This is a genomic window from Ensifer sp. MJa1 (assembly GCF_037026475.1).
GTDB lineage: Bacteria > Pseudomonadota > Alphaproteobacteria > Rhizobiales > Rhizobiaceae > Ensifer.
Map to the genome: position 1 here is coordinate 1 of NZ_JAKUMO010000026.1, position 21,449 is coordinate 21,449.

A 21,449-nucleotide genomic window follows, 5' to 3' on the forward strand; every position below is an offset into this window, starting at 1 on the left:
CGAAGGGCCAGGCAAGCGCGCCGGAGAAGCTCGCCATCGCATTCAGCCCGAGGTTCTTCGAGGCGGTCAGTGCCAGCTTCACCTGCTCCACCGCCCAGGCCTGCCGCGCCTTGGGATTGCCGCGCACCTCGGGTGCCGCGAAACCATCGAAGGCTTCGTCATAGGCCGGATGCACGGCGACAAGCTGGCCCTGAAGATGGGTCGAAAGCTCGGTCACCTTGACGCCGTTGTCGCGCGCAACACCCGCAAACTCATCGCAATAGGTCTTGGAGGTCGCCGCCTTTTTGAGGTCGATCAGCCGCGCGTCCCAGCTTGGAACCTGCACACCCTTGTAGCCGCAGTCGGCTGCCCATTTGGTGATCGCGTCCCAGGAATTGAACGGCGCCGCATCGCCGGCAAACTGCGCAAGAAAGAGCCCTGGCCCCTTGATCGTCTTCATCCCGATTTTCCTCCCGATGGAACGGTTGTCGGCCCATCCGCAAGTCAGCGATCGGGGTGCCAGGACGCCCTGTTTTCGCCGAAGCCGATGGACCTGAAACGTTGCAGGCGCCGAAGCTAGCAGATTTTCTGAAGGGGGCAACAGCCAAGGTCGGAGATTCTCGGAAGATTTGTAATCGTTTTCATCTTGCGAAGCCATATACGAAAAAATGCAAACCAGGGTGGCAGGCGCTTGCAAACAAACGGCGGCCCGAGAACCTCTGGGCCGCCGCATCCAGGATCCACTCAGACGTAGCGGTTGACGACGTTTTCCAGCAACTCCTGCTTGCCGGACTTCGGCTGCGGGTTGAGATCCGACTTCAGCACCCAGGCTTCGATTTCTTCCAGCGAGAAACCACCGTCGAGCATCTTCTTGGCTTCCGGCACCTGCCAGCCGGCATAACGCTGATCAAGCGGCGCCGACAGCGCCTTGTCCTCGATCATCTTTGCCGCCGCCTTCAGGCCACGGGCGCAGCAGTCCATGCCGCCGATATGACCGATCAACAGGTCTTCCGGATCGATCGACTGGCGGCGCAGCTTGGCATCGAAATTGGTGCCGCCGGTCTTGAAGCCACCGCCTGCGAGAACCTGGTAATAGGCGAGCGCCATTTCCGGCACGTTGTTCGGGAACTGGTCGGTGTCCCAGCCGGACTGATAGTCGTTGCGGTTCATGTCGATCGAACCGAAGATGCCGAGCGCATTGGCGAGCGCCAGCTCGTGCTCGAAGGAGTGGCCGGCAAGGATCGCATGGCCCTGCTCGATGTTGACCTTGACCTCGTTTTCCAGACCGTAGTTCTTCAGGAAGCCGTAGACGGTCGCGACGTCATAGTCATACTGGTGCTTGGTCGGCTCCTGCGGTTTCGGCTCGATCAGGATCGCGCCCTTGAAGCCGATCTTGTGCTTGTACTCGACGACGAGATTGACGAAGCGGCCGAGCTGGTCGAGCTCGCGCTTCATGTCGGTGTTGAGCAGGGTCTCGTAGCCTTCGCGCCCGCCCCAGAGTACGTAGTTCTGGCCGCCGAGGCGCTTGGTCGCGTCGAGGCAGGTCTTCACTGTCGCCGCGGCGAAGGCGAAGACGTCCGGGTCCGGATTGGTCGCGGCACCCGACATGTAGCGCCGGTTGGAGAAGAGGTTGGCGGTGCCCCAGAGCAGGTTGACGCCGGTCTCGGCCTGCTTCTTCTCGAAATGATCGACGATCGCGTTGAGGTTTTTCGTGTTCTCCGCGAAGCTCTTGCCTTCCGGGCGCACATCCGCGTCATGGAAGCAGTAGAACGGCACGCCGAGCAGGTCGAAGAATTCGAAGGCGACGTCGGCCTTCAGCTTCGCTGCGTCCATCGTGTCCTTGAACCACGGGCGCTCGAAGGTCTGGCCGCCGAAGGGATCGCCGCCCGGCCAGACGAAAGTGTGCCAGTAGGCGACGGCAAAGCGCAGGTGATCTTCCATGCGCTTGCCGAGAACGACCTCGTCCTTGTTGTAGTGGCGGAAGGCGAGCGGGTTGGCGCTGTCAGGGCCTTCATATTTGATCTTGGCGATATCGCCGAAAAATCCTGTGCTCATGGGTTTTGCTCCTCTCAAGGATGATGCGAATGGGATGGAATTCGGCCGACGTCGCCCCTGCGGTACGTGCGGCCATTACGTGGAAGGTAATTGGTTTCATTCCCTCGACCGGCGATATCTCGGGCATCGAAAGACCAAACGAAAGGAACACTTCGATGCACGACTTCAACGCGATCGCTAGAGCCTACATTGCCGCCTGGAACGCCACCGATGTTGCAAGCCGCGCGGCCCTGATCGAAAAGGCCTTTACCGCCAATGTCAGCTATCGCGACCCGATCATGCAGGGCGACGGCCACGCCGGGATCGATGCGCTGATCGCAGGCGTCCAGGGGCAGTTCCCCGGTTTCCGCTTCTCGCTGAAGGGTGACGCCGACGGTTTTGCCGATACGATCCGCTTTTCCTGGGCGCTGGGTCCTGAAGGCGTTCCCTCTGTCATCGAGGGCACGGATGTCTGCGAGATCGAGAACGGCCGCCTGAAGTCGGTCACCGGCTTCCTCGACAAGGTTCCGGCCCGCTGAGCGTGCGGCACGCAGCTTGAGGTGCAGCGTCGTCATGACGCGGCACCTTTGATCGCCGGATAGAGCCTACGGTAGCGCTGGTAACTCTCCTCGTAGGCCGCAACCAGCGACGCGTCGGGTGCGATGGTCTCGGCGGTGCGCGGCGCGTAGCAGGTAGTGACCGGATCCGCACCGGTTGCCGCGATGAGGCCAAGGCGGGCCGCCCCGAAGGCGGCACCGAAATCGCCGTCGGCGGGCAGGTCTACCGGCAGGTCCAGCGCCGTTGCGATCGATTTCAGCCAGTAGCGCGAGCGCGAACCGCCACCGATCGCCGTGACACGCGACAGCGTCGTGCCAGCGGCGCGAAGGGCTTCCAGGCTGTCGCGTATGGCGAAAGACACGCCCTCCATCACCGCCTGGGTCAGCACCACGCGGCTGCTTTCATGGCCGAGCCCGACAAAAGCGCCGCGGATCGCCGCATCGTTGTGCGGTGTGCGCTCGCCTGAGAGATAGGGCAGGAAGGTGACGCCGGTCGGCGCCTTCAGATCGTTGCCGAGTTCGGCGCTCAAGTCAGAAGCACTGCGGCCGGCAATGCCCGAATACCAGTTGAGCGCATCGGTCGCCGACAGGATGACGCCCATCTGGTGCCAGGTGTTGGGCAGCGCATGGCAGAAGGCGTGCACCGCGCTTGCCGGATTGGGCAGGTAGCTGGCATTGGCGGCAAAGAGCACGCCGGACGTGCCGAGCGAGACGAAGGCATGCCCCTTGCCGACCGTGCCCATGCCGCAGGCGGATGCCGCGTTGTCACCGGCACCGCCGGCAACCACGACCTCGTCGGCAATGCCCCAACGGGCGGCAAGTTCCGGGCGCAGCGTTCCGGCCGGGTCGGTCCCCTCGACGAGGCGGGGCATCTGGTTCTCGTCCATGCCGGTGGCGGCAAGCAGGCTCTCTGACCAGCGCCGCTTGCCGGTATCGAGCCAGGCGGTTCCGGCCGAATCCGACATTTCCGACATATGCTCGCCGGTCAGCCACAGGCGCAGATAGTCCTTGGGCAGCAGCACCCAGTGCACCTTGGCAAAGATTTCGGGCTCGTTGGCGCGCACCCAGGCGAGTTTTGGCGCGGTGAAGCCGGGAAAGACGATGTTGCCGGTAATCGCCCGGAACTGCGGATCGGCGTCGAGTGCGGCCGCCTCGCGAAAACTGCGGGTGTCGTTCCAGAGAATGCAGGGACGAAGCACACGGTCCTCGCTGTCCAGCAACGTCGCGCCATGCATCTGGCCGGAAAGACCGATGCCGGTGACCGCGGAAAGTTCGGCCGGATGTGCCGCTTTCAACCCGGCGATTGCTTCTTCGCTGGCGCGCACCCAGTCTGCCGGATCCTGCTCCGACCAGCCGGGATGCGGCCGCGAGACGTCGAGCGCGCCGGAGGCCGAGCCGATGATGCGCTGGTCACCATCGATCAGCATTGCCTTGACGCCCGAGGTGCCGAGATCCAGTCCGAGATACATGCTTGCCTCCCTTGAGCAATTCCGGGAAAGGAATTGCGTAATTTCAAAGCGCTACGCCGGATCGACCGGCAGGTTATCCCGAAGGAAAATTTCGATGCGGATGCGCTCCTGCGCGCCGATCACCGCAAGACCATCGGCACGGGCCCTCAGCACACGGATGGCGCTTCGCACTTCATGGCCGGCGTCCTGATTGAGCAGCGCGTCAAGCGTGCCGGAGATCAGTGCCGCGCGGCTGTGCGGTGTCAGTTCGTGCGCGATGGCGCAGACTTCCTTCTGACGGCCCGACGTCTCCAGCGCTTCGATCAGGCCGCGATTGCCGGCCCCGAGATTGTAGATGCCGGCAAGATCCGGGTGGGCGGCGAGCAGCGTGGAAACGAGGCGCTCGACTTCGGCCGGTTCGTCATGCCCTTCGACGACCGGCAGGAGGCGGTGTCTGGGCGCGCTTTCGGCCATCGCCGCGCTGAAGCCTTCCAGACGGTCGCGATGGTCGCGCACCAGCATCGAGCCGGCGACGATTGCGACCGGGCCTTCTCGTCCACCGAGAAACCGCCCCATGAGCGTGCCGGCGGTGCGGCCTGCCGCAACGTTGTCGACGCCGGCAAAGTGATCGCGCGCCGATCCCGGCAGATCGGAAACGAGCGTCACCACGGCGATACCGTCTGCGCGCAAGGCATCGACCGCAGCGACCACTTCGGGCGCATCGATCGCCACCACTGCGACCCCTGCCGGAGCCAGATCGCGCGCCTGGCCGAGCGCTGCGGCAAGCGCTGCCGGATCGAAGGCGGGCACAAAGACAACGGTGATCGCGGTGCGCTCGATAGCCGACCGCGCCCGTGCCGCCTCCACCTCGGCCGCAAGGCCACGCATGAATGTGTTGTCGCCCTCGGGCAGGATGAACACGAACGGGTAGCTACGGCTCTTGGCAAGATTGGCGGCGGCAACATCGCGGACGTAGCCCAACGTCTCGATGGCGCGCTCGACCTTGTCGCGCGTGACCTTTCGCACCCCCGGTCGGTTGTTCAAAACCCGGTCGACGGTCGCAAGACTGACCCCCGCTCTCGCAGCGATGTCGTGAACTGTTGGGCGCATGTTTTCCTCCGGGCACAGCCTTTAGAGGAATTTTTGATGTACGTAAATCAAAAATCGTCAAGGCAATGAAAACAGCCGTCTCTTGGGTCGCAGACGCCAGGCACGATCCATTATTTAAAGCATTGATTTTTATTGATTTAACTAAAGCGCAGAGACTGGAACCAGCGCTAGCCAAGCCGCTTGCTGAAGGCAGCGGTGAACACGACCTCGCCATGCATCGCGCCTGCCTCGGCCATCACCACGTCCATGAAGCCGTCGGTGACGCGCACAACAGCAAAGCCGCCCATATAGGCGGCCTTCGGCTTGATCAGGTCGAGCCCGCCCTGGCGGTAGATCATCGCGGTTTCGTGCTGGTGCCCGTGGAACAGGCCGATGACGTTATAGCCCTTGAGGACGTCGAGCAGCGCCTGGCGCTGATCGACACTCCACCAATGGGGCGCACCGTCACCGGTGTCATCGAAGGTCTTCGCCTTGGTGTCCCAGACCTCTGTCGAAAACGCGTCCCAGCCGTAGTGCTGGAACAGCACCACCGGTCGACCGTCGCCGGCGTAAGACGCAAGATCCTGCTTCAGCCAGGGCAGAGCGTTCACCGCACCCTTGGTCTCGTCACCGCCGAAGCGCTGAAGTTGCACCAGGTGCAGCCCGCCCCAGTCCCAGGAATAGCAATCGGAAAGTGGATCGTAGTTGGTCACCGGCACCGGCGGCTTGTAGAACACCGTCTGGCGATGGTTGAGTTCGACATAGTCGCGCAGCTCCCGGCGATACCAGTCGAGATGCGGCGGCGGTCCGTCCTGATCGAGGTCGTGATTGCCGAGGCCAACGAAGACCGGCATGTGGACGCGGTCGCGGCCCGCCCCTTCCTGGTAGCGGCTGGTGAACTGCTGCAACTGTCGCCCTTCGCGCGGTTGGCGCACCTGGCCGCCGCCATCGTCGGTAATGTCGCCGCCGAGCACCAGGCCGAGCGGCTTGCCGATCTCGCGCCCGGCGCTGGCGAGCCCACTCGGCTTTCCGGCAATCGTTTCCGGCCACCGCATCGCGTGCACCGCGTTCAGCGAGGCCACGTGCCGCAGCAGATTGGCGTCGGTCTTGCCCTCCGCGGCGCAATTCGGCGCAAGCCCTTCGATCGAGACGAGGCAAGCATGGATGTCGTTGGAAAACAGGAACGTCGCGTCGATCGCCGGAATGGCGGCGCGGGCGTGGCGGGCAGCAAGCGCTGCCCCACCGGCAAGGCCGGCCATGAAAGACCGTCTCGATAGGCCCGCCGAAACCCGTTGCCGCATGCCACCGCCCTCAACTTGTGCGGACGGGAGTGTGCAACAAGGCGCAGCTCACGTAAACCGAGAGCCGCGCCCTGTCCTGGGGGGACTAGTGTCCGCCGCCGCTTGGACCGACACCCTGCGGCTTCTTGATCATCATCACGCCGAGGATCAGCGACAGGAACAACACCGTCAGCAGCATGAAGATGTCGCCGAACGACAGGATGATCGCCTGCTTCTGCGCCATGGCAGCCAATTGCTTGATCGCGATCGTCGTACCGTCGAGACCGTGGGCGTTGAAGTTCGCGGCCATGTTGTTGAACCGCTCCATCGCCTCCGGATTGCCCCACTGCACGTGCTCGGCAAGCCGCGCATAGTGGAAGTCCTGGCGCTGGGTCAGGATGGTATTGATCACCGCGAGCCCGACCGCGCCGCCGAGGTTGCGGGTGAGGTTGAACAGGCCGGAGGCGCCGCGCATGCGTGCCGGCGGCATGGTGCCGAGCGCGATGTTGTTGATCGGCACCATGCAGAGCATCAGGCCGACACCGCGCAGGATCTGCGGGATGAACAGCTCGTAGAAGTCCCAGTCGGCCGTCAGGTGCCCCATGATCCAGGTGCCGGCGGCAAAGCTGGTAAAGCCGATCGTCATCAGCACGCGCGGATCGAGCTTGCCCGAGAGAATGCCGGCAACCGGCGCCGTGACGAACATCGCAAGACCCGAGACGAACATCGTCTCGCCGATCATCAGCGAATCGTAGCCGCGGATGCGCCCGAGATAGAGCGGATAGAGATAAGTCAGGCCGTAAAGGCCGATGCCCATCACGAAGGAGAACATCGAACCGAAGGCGAAGTTGCGGTTTGCGAAGGCCCTGAGGTCGACGACCGGGAATTCGACCTTGAAGGCCCGGTAGAAGAACACGATGGCCGCAAGCGCCGACGCGACCGCGCCGATGACGATGTGTTCGTCGTTGAACCAGTCGTTGGCGTTGCCCTCTTCCAGCACGTATTCGAGCGCGCCGAGAAAGATCGCCATCGATGCCAGGCCCCACCAGTCGAACTTCTTGAAGAGGCTCAGTTCCGGCTTGTCGAAGTCGATGAAGGTCCAGGTCAGCGTCGCAACGATGATGCCGGGGATGACGTTGACGAGGAACAGCCAGTGCCACGAGAAGGCGTGGCTGAGATAGCCGCCGACCGTCGGGCCGATCGTCGGCGCCAAGGTCGCGATGAGACCGATGATCGGCGAGACGATGTTGCGCTTCGACGGCGGGAAAATGGTGAAGGCGGCCGCAAACACCGACGGGATCATGCCGCCGCCGATGAAGCCCTGGATGGCGCGGTAGACGATCATCTGGTCGATGTTCGTCGCCGTCGCCGCAAGCGCGCTGGCTGCCGTGAAGCCGGCCGCCGAAACCGAGAACAGCACACGCGTCGAGACGATGCGCGCCAGCGTTCCCGACAGCGGGATCATGATGACTTCGGCAATCAGGTAGGAGGTCTGTACCCAGCCGATTTCGTCCGAGCCGGCCGACAGGCCCGCCTGGATTTCGGCGAGCGAGGCCGAGACAATCTGGATGTCGAGGATGGCCATGAACATGCCGACGACCATGGCGAAGAAGGCGATCAGCCTCTTCGGATCCATATGTTCCTCGACCTTCGGTGCGGCGACCGCGACCGAACCTGCTGTTGCCGTTGCGGCCATCTCAGCCACTCCTTGCGAGATGGCGCGCCGTTCAGGCGCGCCGGCGTCTGGGCCCGGTTACTTGGTGGCGGCGACCTTGGTCTGGTCCGGCGCCGTGCGCGTGTCGACATCGACGACGACGCTCAAGCCAGCACGCAGGTGCCCTTCGGCCAGGATGTCGGCCGGGATCGTGATGCGAACCGGAACGCGCTGGATCACCTTGGTGAAGTTGCCGGTCGCGTTTTCAGCCGGCAGCAGCGAGAACACCGAGCCGGAGGCCGGCGAGATCGAAGCGACGGTGGCTTCGATCGGGTGATCCTCGTAGGCGTCCACATGCACCTTCACCTTGGAACCCGGCACCAGATGGGCGATCTGGGTCTCCTTGAAGTTGGCGTCGATGTAGAGCTGATCGACCGGAACAAGCGCCGCAAGCCGCTGGCCGGCGGAAACGAGGTCGCCGACCTGGACCGAAACATTGCCGACGATGCCGTCATAGGGCGCCTTCAGCACGGTGAAGCCGAGGTCACGGTTGGCCTTGTCGCGGACAAGCTCGAGCGAACGGATCTCGCTTTCGGCTTCGGTGCGCTGCGCTTCGAGCACGGTGATGCTCGCATTGGCAGCGGAGATGTTAGCATCTGCACCGGCAAGGTTTGCCCGCGCCTGGTCGAGCGCCACATCGGCGTTGTCAAGCGAAGCAACGGTACCGACAGCCTTGGACTGGAGGTCACTTGCGCGCTTCTGCGCGAGTTCGGCGCCACGCACCGTTGCTTCGAGAGCCTTCTTCTGTGCTTCACTCTGGGCAAGGCTTGCCTTGGCGCCGGCGATCTGCGCGTCGAAACGGCTGAGTGCCAGCTTCTGGGTGGCAATCTTCGCCTCGGCCTGCTCGGCGGCAATGCGGTAGTCGCCATCGTCGAGCGTGACCAGCGGGTCACCGGCCTTCACCTTCTGGTTGGCAACGGCGTCGACCTTGGCGACATAGCCGGAGACCTTCGGCGAGATCGTCGCGATGTCGCCTTCGATATAGGCGTCATCGGTCGAGACCATGAAGCGGCCGTTGGTCCACCAGTCGTAACCGTACCAGGCGCCGGCAGCCAGGAGCGCAAGACCGAGCACCGGCAAAATGGGCTTGCGTGCCTTCTTCTGCGGCTGGGCCGCTTCCTTGGCTTCAGCCGGAGCGGCGGCTGCCTGCTCGGCTACGGGCGCCTTTGCCTCGAGCGCGGTTTCCTGAACCGGCTGCGCTTCGAAGGTCTCGTCGACGGGGCGGACGCGGGCAGCACTGGACGTTTTGGATGCAGACATTGGGCACCGGCCTGGTTAAGGTTTACTGAAGCGAACTGAACCGTTCGGTTCGATTGGAACTTGACATAAGCCCTTTCTGGACGCATATCAAGAGGAAATCGAACCACGCGGTTCGATGCCTGAGATTTAATGCAAGCAGGACGGAAACAAGCGACCATCATGAGCGCGGCAAAGACCGGAACACAGGACCTGATCCAGCCGGATGTCGGCATGGACGACGATCTCTCTTCAGGTGGCGGCCGCCACGCCGCCGGCGAGGACCCGGCCAAGCGCGAGCAGATTCTCGAGGGCGCCAGGCGCGCCTTTCTGAGCCAGGGTTTCGACGCCGCCAGCATGAACGACATCACCCGCGAGGCCGGCGTCTCCAAGGGCACGCTCTACGTCTATTTCGAGAACAAGGAAGACCTGTTCAAGGCGCTGATCATCAAGGGCAAGACCCGGGTGGTCCAGACCGCCAAGCACGCGCTCAACGATCATGACGACGTCGAGGAATCGCTCTACGATTTCGGCGTGACGCTGACGACGAGCATGACGGCCGAAGAAACCATCCGCTCCATGCGCATGGTGATCGGCGTCATCGACCGCATGCCGCACCTGGCAGAACGCTTCTTCAGCGAGGCACCGGAGAACGGCTATACCGTGCTCAAGGCCTATCTCGACCGCCAGGTCACGGCCGCCACGCTCGACATCGACAACACCGAGATGGCCGCCCGCCAGTTCATCGAAATGGCGCAGGCCGGGCTCTTCAAGCACCGCCTGTTCGGCGGTATGTGTTCGGCGCCGCCCAAGGAACAGATCGAGGCGACGGTGACCGCCGCTGTCCGCGTTTTCATGTCGGCTTACGGTCCGAAGAAAAAGGCGGACTGACCCCGAACCCGCGGCAACCGTCCGGCGTTACAATCCAGCAATTGCGATCAAGCGCGCCTTCCGGCAAGACCCTATCAACAGGGCGCTGCCAAGGGAGTGAGGATGAGTGCCATCGGACGGGCGGTCTGGTTCATCGAGAGCCATTTCGCGACAGACATATCGCTGGATGAAATCGCTGGGGCCGCGGGCCTCTCGCGCTTCCACCTTTCACGCGTTTTCGGGTTGGTCACCGGCCGCTCGATCAGCGCCTACATTCGCGGCCGGCGGCTGAGCGACGCCGCCCGCGCGCTGGCCGATGGCTCCATCAGCATTCTTTCGGTGGCGCTCGATGCGGGCTACGGCTCGCACGAGGCTTTCACCCGTGCCTTTCGCGACCAGTTCGGCGTGACGCCGGAAACGGTGCGCAAGCAGAGGCATGTCCGAAACATCGAACTGATGGAGCCTTTAAGGATGGACGACACGCGCCTTCTCAAGATCGATCCGCCCCGCTTTGAAGACAGCCCGCCGTTGCTCTTGGCGGGGATGGCGGAAACCTATGCCTATAGCCGCACCGAGGGCATCCCCTCGCTCTGGCAGCGGTTCAACCGCCACTTCGGCAACATTCCCACCCAGAAGGGCAACATCGCCTACGGCGTCTGCAATGACAGCGACGGCGAGGCCGGCACCTTCCGCTACATGGCAGCCGTCGAAGTCGGCGACGCCGGCGACCTGCCGGAGGGTTTTTCGACGCTGAAGCTGCCGAGGCAGCGTTACGCCGTCTTCCTGCATCGCAGCCATATCTCTTCGATCGCCAAGACCGCCGATTACATCTTCGGCACCTGGCTGCCGGAGTCGGGTCTCGAGCACGGCGAAACACCCGATCTCATTGAACGTTACGACGAGCGCTTCGATCCGCATTCGGGCATGGGCGTCGTTGAATTGTGGATTCCCGTCAAATCGTAAACGGTAAAGCGCCGCTGCAAATGGGCGGCGGCGCTTGCCACCTCTTCGGTGTTGCTTAAATACTTTCGGCGATTCTTGCGCGACGACGCGCCACCCAAAAAGGAAGATCGCCGATGCAGGATATCCTGTTGCTTGCCCAAGACCCTGCCGCCTGGGTCGCACTCGTTACGCTCGTCGTCATGGAGGTGGTTCTCGGCATCGACAACCTGATCTTCATCTCGATCCTCACCAACAAGCTGCCGGTACAGCATCGCGAAAGGGCCCGCCGCATCGGCATCGGCCTGGCGCTCGTCATGCGCCTTGCCCTGCTCGGCACCGTCGCCTGGATCGTCAAGCTGACGACACCGGTTTTCGAAGCCTTCGGCCACGGCTTCTCCTGGAAGGACATGATCCTGATCGCCGGCGGTCTGTTCCTCGTCTGGAAAGCGACCAAGGAAATCCACCACAACGTCGACCCGGCCGATCACGGCGAGGATTTCATCGCCACATCGGCGATCAACAGCTTCGGCGCCGCGATCGGCCAGATCCTGCTGCTCGACCTCGTCTTCTCGGTCGACAGCATCATCACCGCCGTCGGCATGACGCCGCACCTGCCGATCATGGTCATCGCCGTCATCGCCGCCGTCACGGTGATGCTCGTCGCCGCCAACCCGCTCGCCAACTTCATCGAGAAGAACCCGACGATCGTCATGTTGGCGCTCGCCTTCCTCTTGATGATCGGCACGACGCTGATCGCCGAAGGCATGGGCCTGCATGTGCCGAAGGGCTACATCTATGCGGCCATGGCCTTCTCGGCCATCGTCGAAATCCTCAACATGGTGGCGCGTAATGCCCGCCTGAGAAAAGCAGGCAAGCTCGACTGACGATCTCAGCGGCGCACGCCATCGCATCATCGCGTCATCGAAAAAGCCCCGCATCAGCGATGCGGGGCCTTTTTGCTTGCGGGAGTTGACGAAGACGCGGGGCCGGCCCGACCGGCCGTCAACCGCGAGCCATAAACGGGAAGAGAATATGGACCGTTTCTCTTCCCGCCGAGCCTGCCGGTGGCATGCCCTGCGTCTTCTGGTTGGACAACGCTTCGCCAAAAGAAACGTTCCCCTCGCGCCGCCGTCCGGGCTCAGACGCCTGGACGATGCCCGACTTCGACGAGGATGTTGCCGGGAATGACCACGTAAAAGACATAGGCGCCGTGGCGATCCTTTGGCGCATTCACCTGAACGCCTGAGGCGCGTAGCCGCTGGCAGGCCGCATCGACCTCGTCGCGCGTCGGCAGCAGGAAGCCGATGTGATAGGTCTGGGCACCAAGGCTCACCTGATCGCCGCCACCAAGCGACGTGATCGGCGCGCTGACGACGAGCACCAGGCCCGAACCGTCGGTCAGGCGATAGAAGGCATCCTTGCCGCGCTTTTCGACAAGGGTCAGGCCGAAGTGATCGAGGAAGAATGATGCCGTCTCGGCAACGACGGGGCTATGAAGGTCGATATGATTCAGTCGCATGTCACAGTCTCCGTGTTCGAGTAACGCGGCGGACTGCGTCGATGCTGCATACCCCGCCGCGGACCGATGCAAGGGCATCGGAACCACGTCGTGGGTTCGAACGGGATGTTCGAGCAGAGCTTCGAGGCTTCAAGATAGCGACGAAGGGACCGGGCTTACCTTATCCGGTCCTGCCTTTTTCGACCGGACCTCAATACAGGAGAACGGCCGATGGCGGAAGACCCGGGCGATCAGTTCTTGCCTGTGTCCGGATCCACCTTCTGCAGTTGCTGCAGATAGGCATCCAGACGATCGAACTTCTGCTCCCAGAAGCGGCGGTAGCTGTCGAGCCAGTTGTTGACGTCCTGGAGAGGGGCTGCTTCAAGCCGACAGGGGCGCCACTGTGCCTCACGGCCGCGGCTGATCAGTCCGGCGCGCTCGAGAACCTTCAGATGCTTGGAGATTGCCGGCAGGCTCATTTCGAAGGGCTCGGCGAGTTCGCCGACCGACGCCTCTCCAAGCGTGAGACGGGCGAGGATCGCCCTTCGCGTCGGGTCGGCCAGGGCAGAGAGCGTTGTCGACAAGCGATCCTCCGGCATTTTCTAAAAAACCTTTCAGTTAAATAACCTTTCGGTTCATTATCGCCCGCGGCAAGCAGTGTCAACAAAAAGCCGCGCAATCCACTTTCCGTTGACATGATCGGCGTTCTATGGTCTCACCCGAGCCGACTGGAATAGCCTGCCGATACCGCTGTTGCGGCACCCTTGCGGGCCTTTCCTTCCCATAAAATGCGCGCCCCGGCGGTCGGATTTCTTTTCCGGCAAGGGGCGAAAAGCACGTCAGACGGGCAAAGACCATGGCAAATTCAGCAGTCCGGGTACGCATCGCACCCTCCCCCACCGGCGAGCCGCATGTCGGCACCGCCTATATCGCTCTGTTCAACTACCTCTTCGCGAAGAAGCACGGCGGCGAGTTCATCCTGCGCATCGAAGACACCGATGCGACCCGCTCGACGCCGGAATTCGAACAGAAGGTGCTGGACGCGCTGAAATGGTGCGGGCTCGAATGGTCGGAAGGTCCTGATATCGGCGGCCCCTACGGCCCCTACCGCCAGAGCGACCGCAAGGACATGTACCGCCCTTACGTCGAGAAGATCGTCGAGAACGGCCATGGTTTCCGCTGCTTCTGCACGCCCGAGCGGCTCGAGCAGATGCGCGAGAGCCAGCGCGCCGCCGGCAAGCCCTCGAAGTATGACGGCCTTTGCCTTCACCTGTCTGCCGAGGAAGTGACGTCGCGCGTCGCTGCCGGCGAGCCGCATGTCGTGCGCATGAAGATCCCGACCGAGGGCTCGTGCAAGTTCCACGACGGCGTCTATGGCGACGTGGAAATTCCGTGGGATGCGGTCGACATGCAGGTCCTGCTCAAGGCCGACGGCATGCCGACCTACCACATGGCGAACGTCGTCGACGACCATCTGATGAAGATCACCCACGTCGCCCGCGGCGAGGAGTGGCTGGCTTCGGTGCCGAAGCACATCCTGATCTACCAGTATCTCGGTCTCGAGCCGCCGCAGTTCATGCACCTGTCGCTGATGCGCAATGCAGACAAGTCGAAGCTGTCGAAGCGCAAGAACCCGACGTCGATCTCCTACTACACCGCCCTCGGCTACCTGCCGGAAGCGCTGATGAACTTCCTTGGCCTGTTCTTCATCCAGATCGCCGAAGGCGAGGAACTGCTGACGATCGAGGAACTCGCTGCCAAGTTCGACCCGGAGAACCTGTCCAAGGCCGGCGCGATCTTCGACATCCAGAAGCTCGACTGGCTGAACGCCCGCTGGATCCGCGAAAAGCTCACCGAAGAAGAATTCGCCGCCCGCGTGCTTGCCTGGGCGATGGAAAACGACCGCCTGAAGCAGGGCCTGAAGCTCAGCCAGTCGCGCATTTCGAAGCTCGGCGAACTGCCCGATCTCGCAAGCTTCCTGTTCAAGTCCGACCTCGGCCTGCAGCCGTCAGCCTTTGCCGGCGTCAAGTCGACACCGGAAGAACTGCTCGAAGTCCTCAACACCGTTCAGCCGGATCTCGAAAAGATCCTCGAATGGAACAAGGAATCGATCGAAGCCGAACTGCGCGCCGTTGCCGACCGCATGGGCAAGAAGCTGAAGGTGATCGTCGCACCGTTGTTCGTCGCGATGTCCGGGTCGCAGCGCTCGTTGCCGCTGTTCGACAGCATGGAAATCCTCGGCCGCGCCGTGGTCCGCCAGCGCCTGAAGGTCGCGTCCCAGGTGGTCGCCTCAATGGTCGGCAGCGGAAAGTAAGGAGAGCACGATGAACGACAAGACCGAAACAACTGGCCTCTCCTCCGACGCAACCGAAGTGCGCGCGCAAAAGCTGAAGTTGCTGCGCGAGCAGATCGGCGACGTCTATCCGGCGCATTTCCACCGGACGATGAGCAATGCTGACCTCGCCGCGAAGTACGAAGGCCTGGAAGCGGACACCGAGACGCAGGATGTCGTGACCGTTGCCGGCCGCGTCTACTCCTCGCGCAACTCCGGCATGTTCATGGATCTCCATGACGCATCGGGCAAGATCCAGATCTTCAGCCACAAGGACGTGACGAGCGAAGAGGCCCGCGGCCTGCTGCCGATGATCGACATCGGCGACATCATCGGCGTTACCGGCGTCGTACGTCGCACCAAGCGCGGCGAGCTGACGATCAATGCGCTATCGATCATCATGCTGACGAAGTCGCTGCTGCCGATGCCCGAGAAATGGCACGGCCTCTCCGACATCGAAATTCGCTACCGCAAGCGTCACCTCGACATCATGACCAACGAGGAATCGAAGCTGCGCTTCCAGCAACGCAGCCGCATCGTTTCCGGCATCCGCCGCTTCATGGAAAACGACGGCTTCATGGAAGTCGAGACGCCGATGCTGCACTCGGTCTATGGCGGCGCCACCGCCGAGCCGTTCAAGACGCATCACAACACGCTGAAGCTCGACATGTACCTGCGCATCGCGCCGGAACTGTACCTGAAGCGCACGCTGGTTTCGGGCCTCACCGACAAGGTCTTCGAGATCAACCGCAACTTCCGCAACGAAGGCGTCTCCACCCGGCACAATCCGGAATTCACCATGATGGAGTGCTACTGGGCCTATGCGGACTACGAGGACATCATGGACCTCGTCGAACGCATGTTCGGTGAGCTGGCAATGGCGATCCACGGCTCGACCGAGTTTGCCTATGGCGACAAGGAAATCTCCTTCAAGGGTCCGTTCCGCCGCGTGCCGATGCCCGACGCAGTCAAGGAAGCAACCGGGATCGACTTCCTGGCGATGAAGACCGACGAAGAAGCCCGCACTGCCGCCAAGGCCGCCGGCTTCGAGGTCGAGAAGGACTGGACCTGGGGCGAGTGCCTCGCCTTCCTCTTCGAGGAGAAGGTCGAGCCGACGTTGATCCAGCCGGCCCACGTCACGCATTTCCCGAAGGACATCTCGCCCTTTGCCAAGGAAGTGCCGGGCGAGCCGCGCCTCGTCGAGCGTTTCGAGACCTATTGCAACGCCTGGGAACTGGGCAACGCCTTCTCCGAGCTCAACGATCCGGAAGAGCAGCGCGCCCGCATGGTCGAGCAGCTGGAACAGGCGCATGCGCGCGGCGAAAAGGCCAAGCAGCTCGACGACGAGTTCCTCGACGCCATCGACCAGGGCATGCCGCCGGCCGGCGGCCTCGGCATTGGCGTCGACCGCCTGATCATGCTTCTGACCAACGCGCCGTCGATCCGCGACGTCATCCTCTTCCCGGCCCGCCGCCAGAAGGCTGACTGATCAGGGGCGACATTGCCACAAACAACAAAGCCCGGCGCGTCAACGTCGGGCTTTTTGCTATTCAGGTGAATGTCCCGAGCCCGAACGCGGGCGTGGTCTCAGTGTCCCGCGGGCGCCTCGGCCGTCTTCGCCGGCTCGGCTTCGTGTTCGCCACCGCGCGCCTCGGCCGCTTCCCCCGCAACCGGCTCGGCCGACGGGTCGATGCACGCGGAGTGGTCGTCCATGGCCGCCATCATCGTGCGGATATCGTCCATCGAAAGATCGACGGTCTTGCCGTGGAACACACCGGCGGAATTTGCAGCACCGGCATTGTAGGAGGCACGGAAGGTTTCGCTCATGCCGGGAACGCTTTGCGGGCCCGGTGCAAAGAGCACCTCCGCCCCGATCGCGGTACCCCGCACCTGCGCCCGCTCTTCCGGGCCGGCAGCATCGAGCACGACGACCTGGTAGAGATCGGCCTTCTCGGCCTTTGCCAGGGCACCGACCACGCGCAGCGCGGTGCGCATGCGCGCTTCGCCGTCGGCACGATCGGTCTTGACGTGCATGCGGATCCAGCGCTGGCCGTTGTGGCTAAGTTTGAGAGTACGCAGCGTCGTGCATTCCAGGCCCGACAGGTTGGGCTTGTTAAGCTCGCCCATCAGCCGGTCACGGCTGACATAAACCGCGGCTCCACCCGATGCAGCCGAAACGCCGAAAGCGGCCACGAGGATGACAAGCAGCCTCTTCGATGGCCTGATCTTGCCGAGGATAGCCTTCACGAGGGTGACTCCGCCGTCATATCCAGAAATTGCAGAAAGGCCCGAAGGCGCGCCCCAAGAGTAGGCGAGTGACCTTTCGGAAAGTTTAAGCCGGGACGTGAAAGCGGCGCCGGATTGGCCAACATCGCTGCATGTGTCCGGGGGCGATTGACTTTCGTGGCCATCTTGCCTCCATTGCGGCCGTCAAACACAAGAACAAGAAAAGAAGAACGAAAATGCACAAAGTCATATTTGATACGGACCCGGGCATCGACGATGCGATGGCGCTGCTCTTCCTGCACCGCCATCCGGCCATCGACCTGATCGGCATCACCACCGTCTTCGGTAACGCCTCGGTCGAAACCACGACGCGCAACGCGCTCTTCCTGAAGCAGAACTGGGGCATCGATGCGCCGGTTGCCAAGGGCCTCGACAAGACCTTCAATCCCGACCGTCCGCATGTCGGCTGGCCGACCTTCATCCACGGCGACGATGGCCTCGGCAACATCGACGTGCCCGAGACGGTTGACCTGCCCGTCGACCCGCGCTCGGCGCACCGCTTCATCATCGACACGGTCCGCGCCCATCCGGGCGAAGTGACGCTGATTGCCGTCGGTCGCATGACCAACCTGGCGCTGGCGCTGCGCGAGGATCCGGATTTTGCCGCACTCGTGCGCGAAGTCGTCATCATGGGTGGCGCCTTCGACGTCAACGGCAACATCACGCCAGCTGCCGAAGCCAACATCCACGGTGATCCGGAAGCCGCCGACGCGGTGATGACGGCGCCCTGGCCGGTCACCGTCGTTGGTCTCGATGTCACCACCCAGACCGTGATGACCAAGGCGATGATCGCCGATATCGCCGAGCGCGGCGGCGAAGCCGGCAAGCTGCTCGCCGATATCTCGAAGTTCTACGTCACCTTCTACGAACAGCACGTGCCGGACGGCATGGTCGTGCACGACAGCTGCGCCTGCGCCTATGTCGTTGCCCCTGAACTCTTCACCGTCAGAAGCGGCTCGATCCGCGTCGTCTGCGGTGGCATCTCCGACGGCCAGACGATCCAGAAGCCGGATAACCGGCTCTTCCCGCCGAGCCCGTGGGACGATCTGCCGAGCCAGAAGGCCTGCATCGATATCGACGCCCCGCGCGCGCTGAAGCTGATCAGCGACACGCTCATTCTCGGCGGCTGAGCCGATCGAGGCGCAACGGATGCTTGCGCTGCGCCTCGAAAAACTTGACAGGGATGGCTGGCGGACGCGCGTTCGCCGGCTATCTTTCAGTCCATGAAACCGGACGCCCTCCTCTATCCCGCCCCCAAAGGCCTCTACTGCCCGATCGGCGACTTCTACATCGACCCGGTGCAACCGGTCGAAAGGGCGCTGGTCACCCACGGCCATTCCGATCACGCCCGTTCAGGCCACGGCCACGTGCTCGCCACCCGTGAAACCCTCGACATCATGCGCATCCGCTATGGCGACGACTTTTGCGGCACAAGCCAGGCGATCGCCCTTGGCGAAACGCTTGATGTCAACGGCGTCGAAGTGGGCTTTCATCCCGCCGGCCATGTGCTCGGCTCGGCGCAGATCTCGGTTCGTGCGAACGGCACCCGCATCGTCGTCTCCGGAGATTACAAGCGCAGGCGCGATCCGACCTGCGCCGGCTTCGAGCCGGTCGCCTGCGATGTCTTTATCACCGAAGCAACCTTCGGGTTGCCGGTCTTCCATCACCCTGATGATCGTGCAGAGACACGCAAGCTGCTGACGTCGCTGACACAATTTCCGGAGCGGACCCACGTCGTCGGTGCCTATGCGCTCGGCAAGGCGCAGCGTGTGATCGTTCTTCTGCGGGAAGCGGGCTACCACCTGCCGATCTTCATCCACGGCTCCCTGCAGCGTCTCTGCGACTACTATGAGAGCCAGGGCATCGACCTCGGCGAGCTTCGCCCGGCAACGCTTGCCGCCGACGAGAAGCAGGATTTCAGAGGCACGATCGTGATCGGCCCGCCGGCCGCCTTTGCCGATCGCTGGTCGCGGCGCTTCGCCGATCCGATCGCCATCTTTGCCTCCGGCTGGATGCTGATTAGGCAAAGGGCGAAACAGCGTGGCGTCGAGCTTCCGCTTGTCATCTCCGATCATTGCGACTGGGCCGAGCTCACGCAAACGATCAAGGAGATCGCGCCTGGCGAAGTCTGGGTCACCCATGGCCGGGAGGAAGCCCTGGTGCGCTGGTGCGAGCTTCAGGGCATCGCCGCGCGCCCGTTGCATCTCGTCGGCTACGATGACGAGGGAGAGTGATCGATGCACGCGTTTGCTGAATTGCTCGACCGCCTCGTCCTGAGCCCGCAGCGCAACGCCAAGATCCGCCTGCTCGTCGACTATTTTCACACCACGCCCGATCCTGACCGGGGCTATGCACTGGCCGCGATCGCCGGCACGCTGTCGCTGAGCACGGTCAAGCCCGCAATGATCCGCGACCTCTTGCTCGAGCGCATGGACGCGGTGCTCTTCCAGTATTCCTACGATTATGTCGGTGATCTCGCCGAAACGGTCTCGCTCGTCTGGGAGCCGCCGGTAGGCACCGTTCAATCGGACATTCCGCTCGGCGCGGCCATCGAGCGTCTGCAGATGACGGGGCGCGCCGATGTCCGCAGCGTCGTGCGTGACATGCTCGACCGCCTCGACACTTCGGCGCGCTTCGCCTTCCTCAAACTGGTGACCGGGGGCTTGCGCATCGGCGTCTCGGCCAAGCTCGCCAAGCAGGCGCTTGCAGAGATGGGCGACAAGGACGTCACCGAAATCGAGACGCTGTGGCACGGCCTGTCGCCACCCTATCTGCCGCTCTTCCGCTGGCTTTCGGGACAGGGCGAGAAACCCGTTCTGTCGACGCCGGCGGTCTTCCATTCGGTGATGCTTGCCAATCCCGTCGGCGAAGGCGATCTCGACGGGCTCGACCCGAAGGACTTCGTCGCCGAGTGGAAGTGGGACGGGATCCGCGTGCAACTTGCCAATATCGGTAGCACAAGGCGGCTCTATTCCCGCAGCGGCGACGAGATTTCAGGCGCGTTTCCCGATGTGCTCGAAGCAGCCGATTTTACCGGCGTCATCGATGGTGAGCTGCTGGTCGGTGGCACGACCCGCACCAACCGCGCCACCAGGAGCTTCGCCGACCTGCAGCAGCGGCTGAACCGCAAGACCGTCAGCCACAAGCTCATCGACGCCTATCCCGCCTTCATCCGCGCCTATGACATTCTGTTTTCCGGCGACATCGACGTTCGCCCGAAAAGCTTCGTCGAACGACGGACGACGCTCGCGGATCTGGTCGACAGCGCATCTCCGCAACATTTCGACCTGTCGCCGCTGGTTCCGTTTTCGTCCTGGGAGGAACTCGACCGGCTGCGTGCCGACCCGCCGGACCCGGTGATCGAGGGCATCATGCTGAAACGGCTCGATTCCCCCTACACGCCCGGCCGCGTCAAGGGGCCGTGGTTCAAATGGAAACGCGCGCCGTTCAACGTCGATGCGGTGCTGATCTACGCACAGCGCGGTCACGGCAAACGATCGAGCTACTACTCCGACTTTACCTTCGGTGTCTGGACAACCGTCGACGGCAAGGAAACGCTCGTGCCGGTCGGCAAGGCCTATTTCGGCTTCACCGATGCAGAACTGGAGATCCTCGACCGCTTCGTCCGGAACAACACGACGGAGCGCTTCGGGCCGGTTCGCGCCGTACGCGCCGAGCCCGATTTCGGCTTCGTCGTCGAAGTCGCCTTCGAGGGCATCAACCGCTCAACGCGGCACAAGTCGGGGGTCGCCATGCGCTTTCCACGCATTGCTCGTCTTCGGCCGGACAAGCTGCCGCGCGACGCCGATCGGCTGGAGACGCTGCAGGCGATGATCGAAGCGCGACAAGGCGCCTAGGTCGGTTCGTCGTGCTTGCAGCGGTGATGCATCGCGCGCCGCGACATGGGAGGGAGCCGGGAACACTCGCGACCTCTATGCGTTGGAACAGGGCAAGCAACCGAAAGGCGGTGTCCCATGCCAGCCAAATCCAGGGCCCAGCAACGGGCAGCCGGCGCAGCTCTTGCCGCCAAGCGCGGCGAAGTGAAGAAATCCAGCCTCAAGGGCGCCTCGCGTGACATGGAAAAAACCATGACTGAGGGCGAGCTCGAAGACCTGGCGGAAACCAAGCACAAGAACCTGCCCGAGCGCAAAGGCACCTGATCCTTTTGTCTCCAACAAAAGCGG

Annotated in this window: 19 protein-coding genes and 1 pseudogene; 10 read left to right on the forward strand and 10 right to left on the reverse strand. The window is 63.0% G+C overall.

Annotation, left to right across the window (positions count from 1 at the left end; all coding sequences use genetic code 11):
* Together MKZ91_RS26485 and xylA are read right to left on the reverse strand one after the other, a co-directional pair.
* A pseudogene (locus tag MKZ91_RS26485) lies at positions 1–439 on the reverse strand (sugar phosphate isomerase/epimerase); the annotation flags it as partial.
* Between the two features lie 284 nt (positions 440–723).
* Entirely contained in the window at positions 724–2,034 is a 1,311-nt protein-coding gene (gene xylA, locus MKZ91_RS26490; RefSeq protein ID WP_336174022.1) for a xylose isomerase, read from the reverse strand.
* Between the two features lie 155 nt (positions 2,035–2,189).
* Between xylA and MKZ91_RS26495 the strand changes: the two genes are divergently transcribed.
* Positions 2,190–2,552, forward strand: a complete 363-nt coding sequence (locus MKZ91_RS26495; RefSeq protein ID WP_336174096.1) for a nuclear transport factor 2 family protein — start codon at positions 2,190–2,192, stop codon at positions 2,550–2,552.
* A gap of 32 nt (positions 2,553–2,584) precedes the next feature.
* Here MKZ91_RS26495 and xylB read toward each other — a convergent pair whose 3' ends face one another.
* The 5 genes from xylB to MKZ91_RS26520 all read right to left on the reverse strand — a co-directional run bounded on the left by xylB (position 2,585) and on the right by MKZ91_RS26520 (position 9,361).
* Positions 2,585–4,039: a xylulokinase gene (gene xylB / locus MKZ91_RS26500; RefSeq protein ID WP_336174023.1), complete on the reverse strand. Its 1,455-nt coding sequence runs from the start codon at positions 4,037–4,039 to the stop codon at positions 2,585–2,587.
* Positions 4,040–4,090: 51 nt separating this feature from the next.
* Positions 4,091–5,128: a LacI family DNA-binding transcriptional regulator gene (locus tag MKZ91_RS26505; protein WP_336174024.1), complete on the reverse strand. Its 1,038-nt coding sequence runs from the start codon at positions 5,126–5,128 to the stop codon at positions 4,091–4,093.
* A 167-nt stretch (positions 5,129–5,295) separates the two neighbouring features.
* Positions 5,296–6,408, reverse strand: a complete 1,113-nt coding sequence (locus tag MKZ91_RS26510) for a metallophosphoesterase (protein ID WP_442892355.1) — start codon at positions 6,406–6,408, stop codon at positions 5,296–5,298.
* 85 nt (positions 6,409–6,493) lie between these two features.
* Positions 6,494–8,083, reverse strand: a complete 1,590-nt coding sequence (locus MKZ91_RS26515; protein WP_336174026.1) for a DHA2 family efflux MFS transporter permease subunit — start codon at positions 8,081–8,083, stop codon at positions 6,494–6,496.
* Positions 8,084–8,140: 57 nt separating this feature from the next.
* Positions 8,141–9,361 (reverse strand): HlyD family secretion protein, encoded by a 1,221-nt coding sequence (locus tag MKZ91_RS26520; protein WP_336174027.1) that lies wholly within the window; start codon positions 9,359–9,361, stop codon positions 8,141–8,143.
* A gap of 210 nt (positions 9,362–9,571) precedes the next feature.
* Here MKZ91_RS26520 and MKZ91_RS26525 point away from each other — a divergent pair, with 210 nt between their 5' ends.
* The 3 genes from MKZ91_RS26525 to MKZ91_RS26535 all read left to right on the forward strand — a co-directional run bounded on the left by MKZ91_RS26525 (position 9,572) and on the right by MKZ91_RS26535 (position 12,033).
* Positions 9,572–10,228 (forward strand): TetR/AcrR family transcriptional regulator, encoded by a 657-nt coding sequence (locus tag MKZ91_RS26525; protein WP_336174097.1) that lies wholly within the window; start codon positions 9,572–9,574, stop codon positions 10,226–10,228.
* 102 nt (positions 10,229–10,330) lie between these two features.
* Positions 10,331–11,170 (forward strand): AraC family transcriptional regulator, encoded by an 840-nt coding sequence (locus MKZ91_RS26530; RefSeq protein ID WP_336174028.1) that lies wholly within the window; start codon positions 10,331–10,333, stop codon positions 11,168–11,170.
* A gap of 113 nt (positions 11,171–11,283) precedes the next feature.
* Complete coding sequence (locus MKZ91_RS26535) at positions 11,284–12,033, forward strand: TerC family protein (RefSeq protein WP_336174029.1); 750 nt, start codon at positions 11,284–11,286, stop codon at positions 12,031–12,033.
* A gap of 254 nt (positions 12,034–12,287) precedes the next feature.
* On the opposite strand, the gene MKZ91_RS26540 is transcribed toward MKZ91_RS26535, so the two are convergent.
* Both MKZ91_RS26540 and MKZ91_RS26545 read right to left on the reverse strand, forming a co-directional pair.
* Positions 12,288–12,668 carry a VOC family protein gene (locus MKZ91_RS26540; RefSeq protein WP_336174030.1) on the reverse strand — a complete coding sequence of 127 codons (381 nt, stop codon included), beginning with the start codon at positions 12,666–12,668 and terminating at the stop codon, positions 12,288–12,290.
* Between the two features lie 230 nt (positions 12,669–12,898).
* Positions 12,899–13,246, reverse strand: a complete 348-nt coding sequence (locus tag MKZ91_RS26545; RefSeq protein WP_336174031.1) for an ArsR/SmtB family transcription factor — start codon at positions 13,244–13,246, stop codon at positions 12,899–12,901.
* Between the two features lie 257 nt (positions 13,247–13,503).
* Here MKZ91_RS26545 and gltX point away from each other — a divergent pair, with 257 nt between their 5' ends.
* Together gltX and lysS are read left to right on the forward strand one after the other, a co-directional pair.
* Entirely contained in the window at positions 13,504–14,961 is a 1,458-nt protein-coding gene (gene gltX / locus MKZ91_RS26550) for a glutamate--tRNA ligase (RefSeq protein WP_336174032.1), read from the forward strand.
* Positions 14,962–14,971: 10 nt separating this feature from the next.
* Positions 14,972–16,468: a lysine--tRNA ligase gene (gene lysS / locus MKZ91_RS26555; protein ID WP_336174033.1), complete on the forward strand. Its 1,497-nt coding sequence runs from the start codon at positions 14,972–14,974 to the stop codon at positions 16,466–16,468.
* Positions 16,469–16,566: 98 nt separating this feature from the next.
* On the opposite strand, the gene MKZ91_RS26560 is transcribed toward lysS, so the two are convergent.
* On the reverse strand, positions 16,567–17,226 hold the full coding sequence (locus MKZ91_RS26560) for a hypothetical protein (RefSeq protein WP_336174034.1): 660 nt from the start codon (positions 17,224–17,226) through the stop codon (positions 16,567–16,569).
* A gap of 215 nt (positions 17,227–17,441) precedes the next feature.
* Here MKZ91_RS26560 and MKZ91_RS26565 point away from each other — a divergent pair, with 215 nt between their 5' ends.
* The 4 genes from MKZ91_RS26565 (at position 17,442) to MKZ91_RS26580 (ending at position 21,425) form a co-directional block, all read left to right on the forward strand.
* Positions 17,442–18,395 carry a nucleoside hydrolase gene (locus MKZ91_RS26565; protein ID WP_336174035.1) on the forward strand — a complete coding sequence of 318 codons (954 nt, stop codon included), beginning with the start codon at positions 17,442–17,444 and terminating at the stop codon, positions 18,393–18,395.
* A gap of 93 nt (positions 18,396–18,488) precedes the next feature.
* On the forward strand, positions 18,489–19,499 hold the full coding sequence (locus tag MKZ91_RS26570; protein ID WP_336174037.1) for a ligase-associated DNA damage response exonuclease: 1,011 nt from the start codon (positions 18,489–18,491) through the stop codon (positions 19,497–19,499).
* A 3-nt stretch (positions 19,500–19,502) separates the two neighbouring features.
* Entirely contained in the window at positions 19,503–21,122 is a 1,620-nt protein-coding gene (locus tag MKZ91_RS26575; RefSeq protein ID WP_336174038.1) for a cisplatin damage response ATP-dependent DNA ligase, read from the forward strand.
* Between the two features lie 117 nt (positions 21,123–21,239).
* Positions 21,240–21,425 carry a DUF3008 family protein gene (locus MKZ91_RS26580; RefSeq protein ID WP_336174039.1) on the forward strand — a complete coding sequence of 62 codons (186 nt, stop codon included), beginning with the start codon at positions 21,240–21,242 and terminating at the stop codon, positions 21,423–21,425.
* Positions 21,426–21,449: the final 24 nt, after the last annotated feature.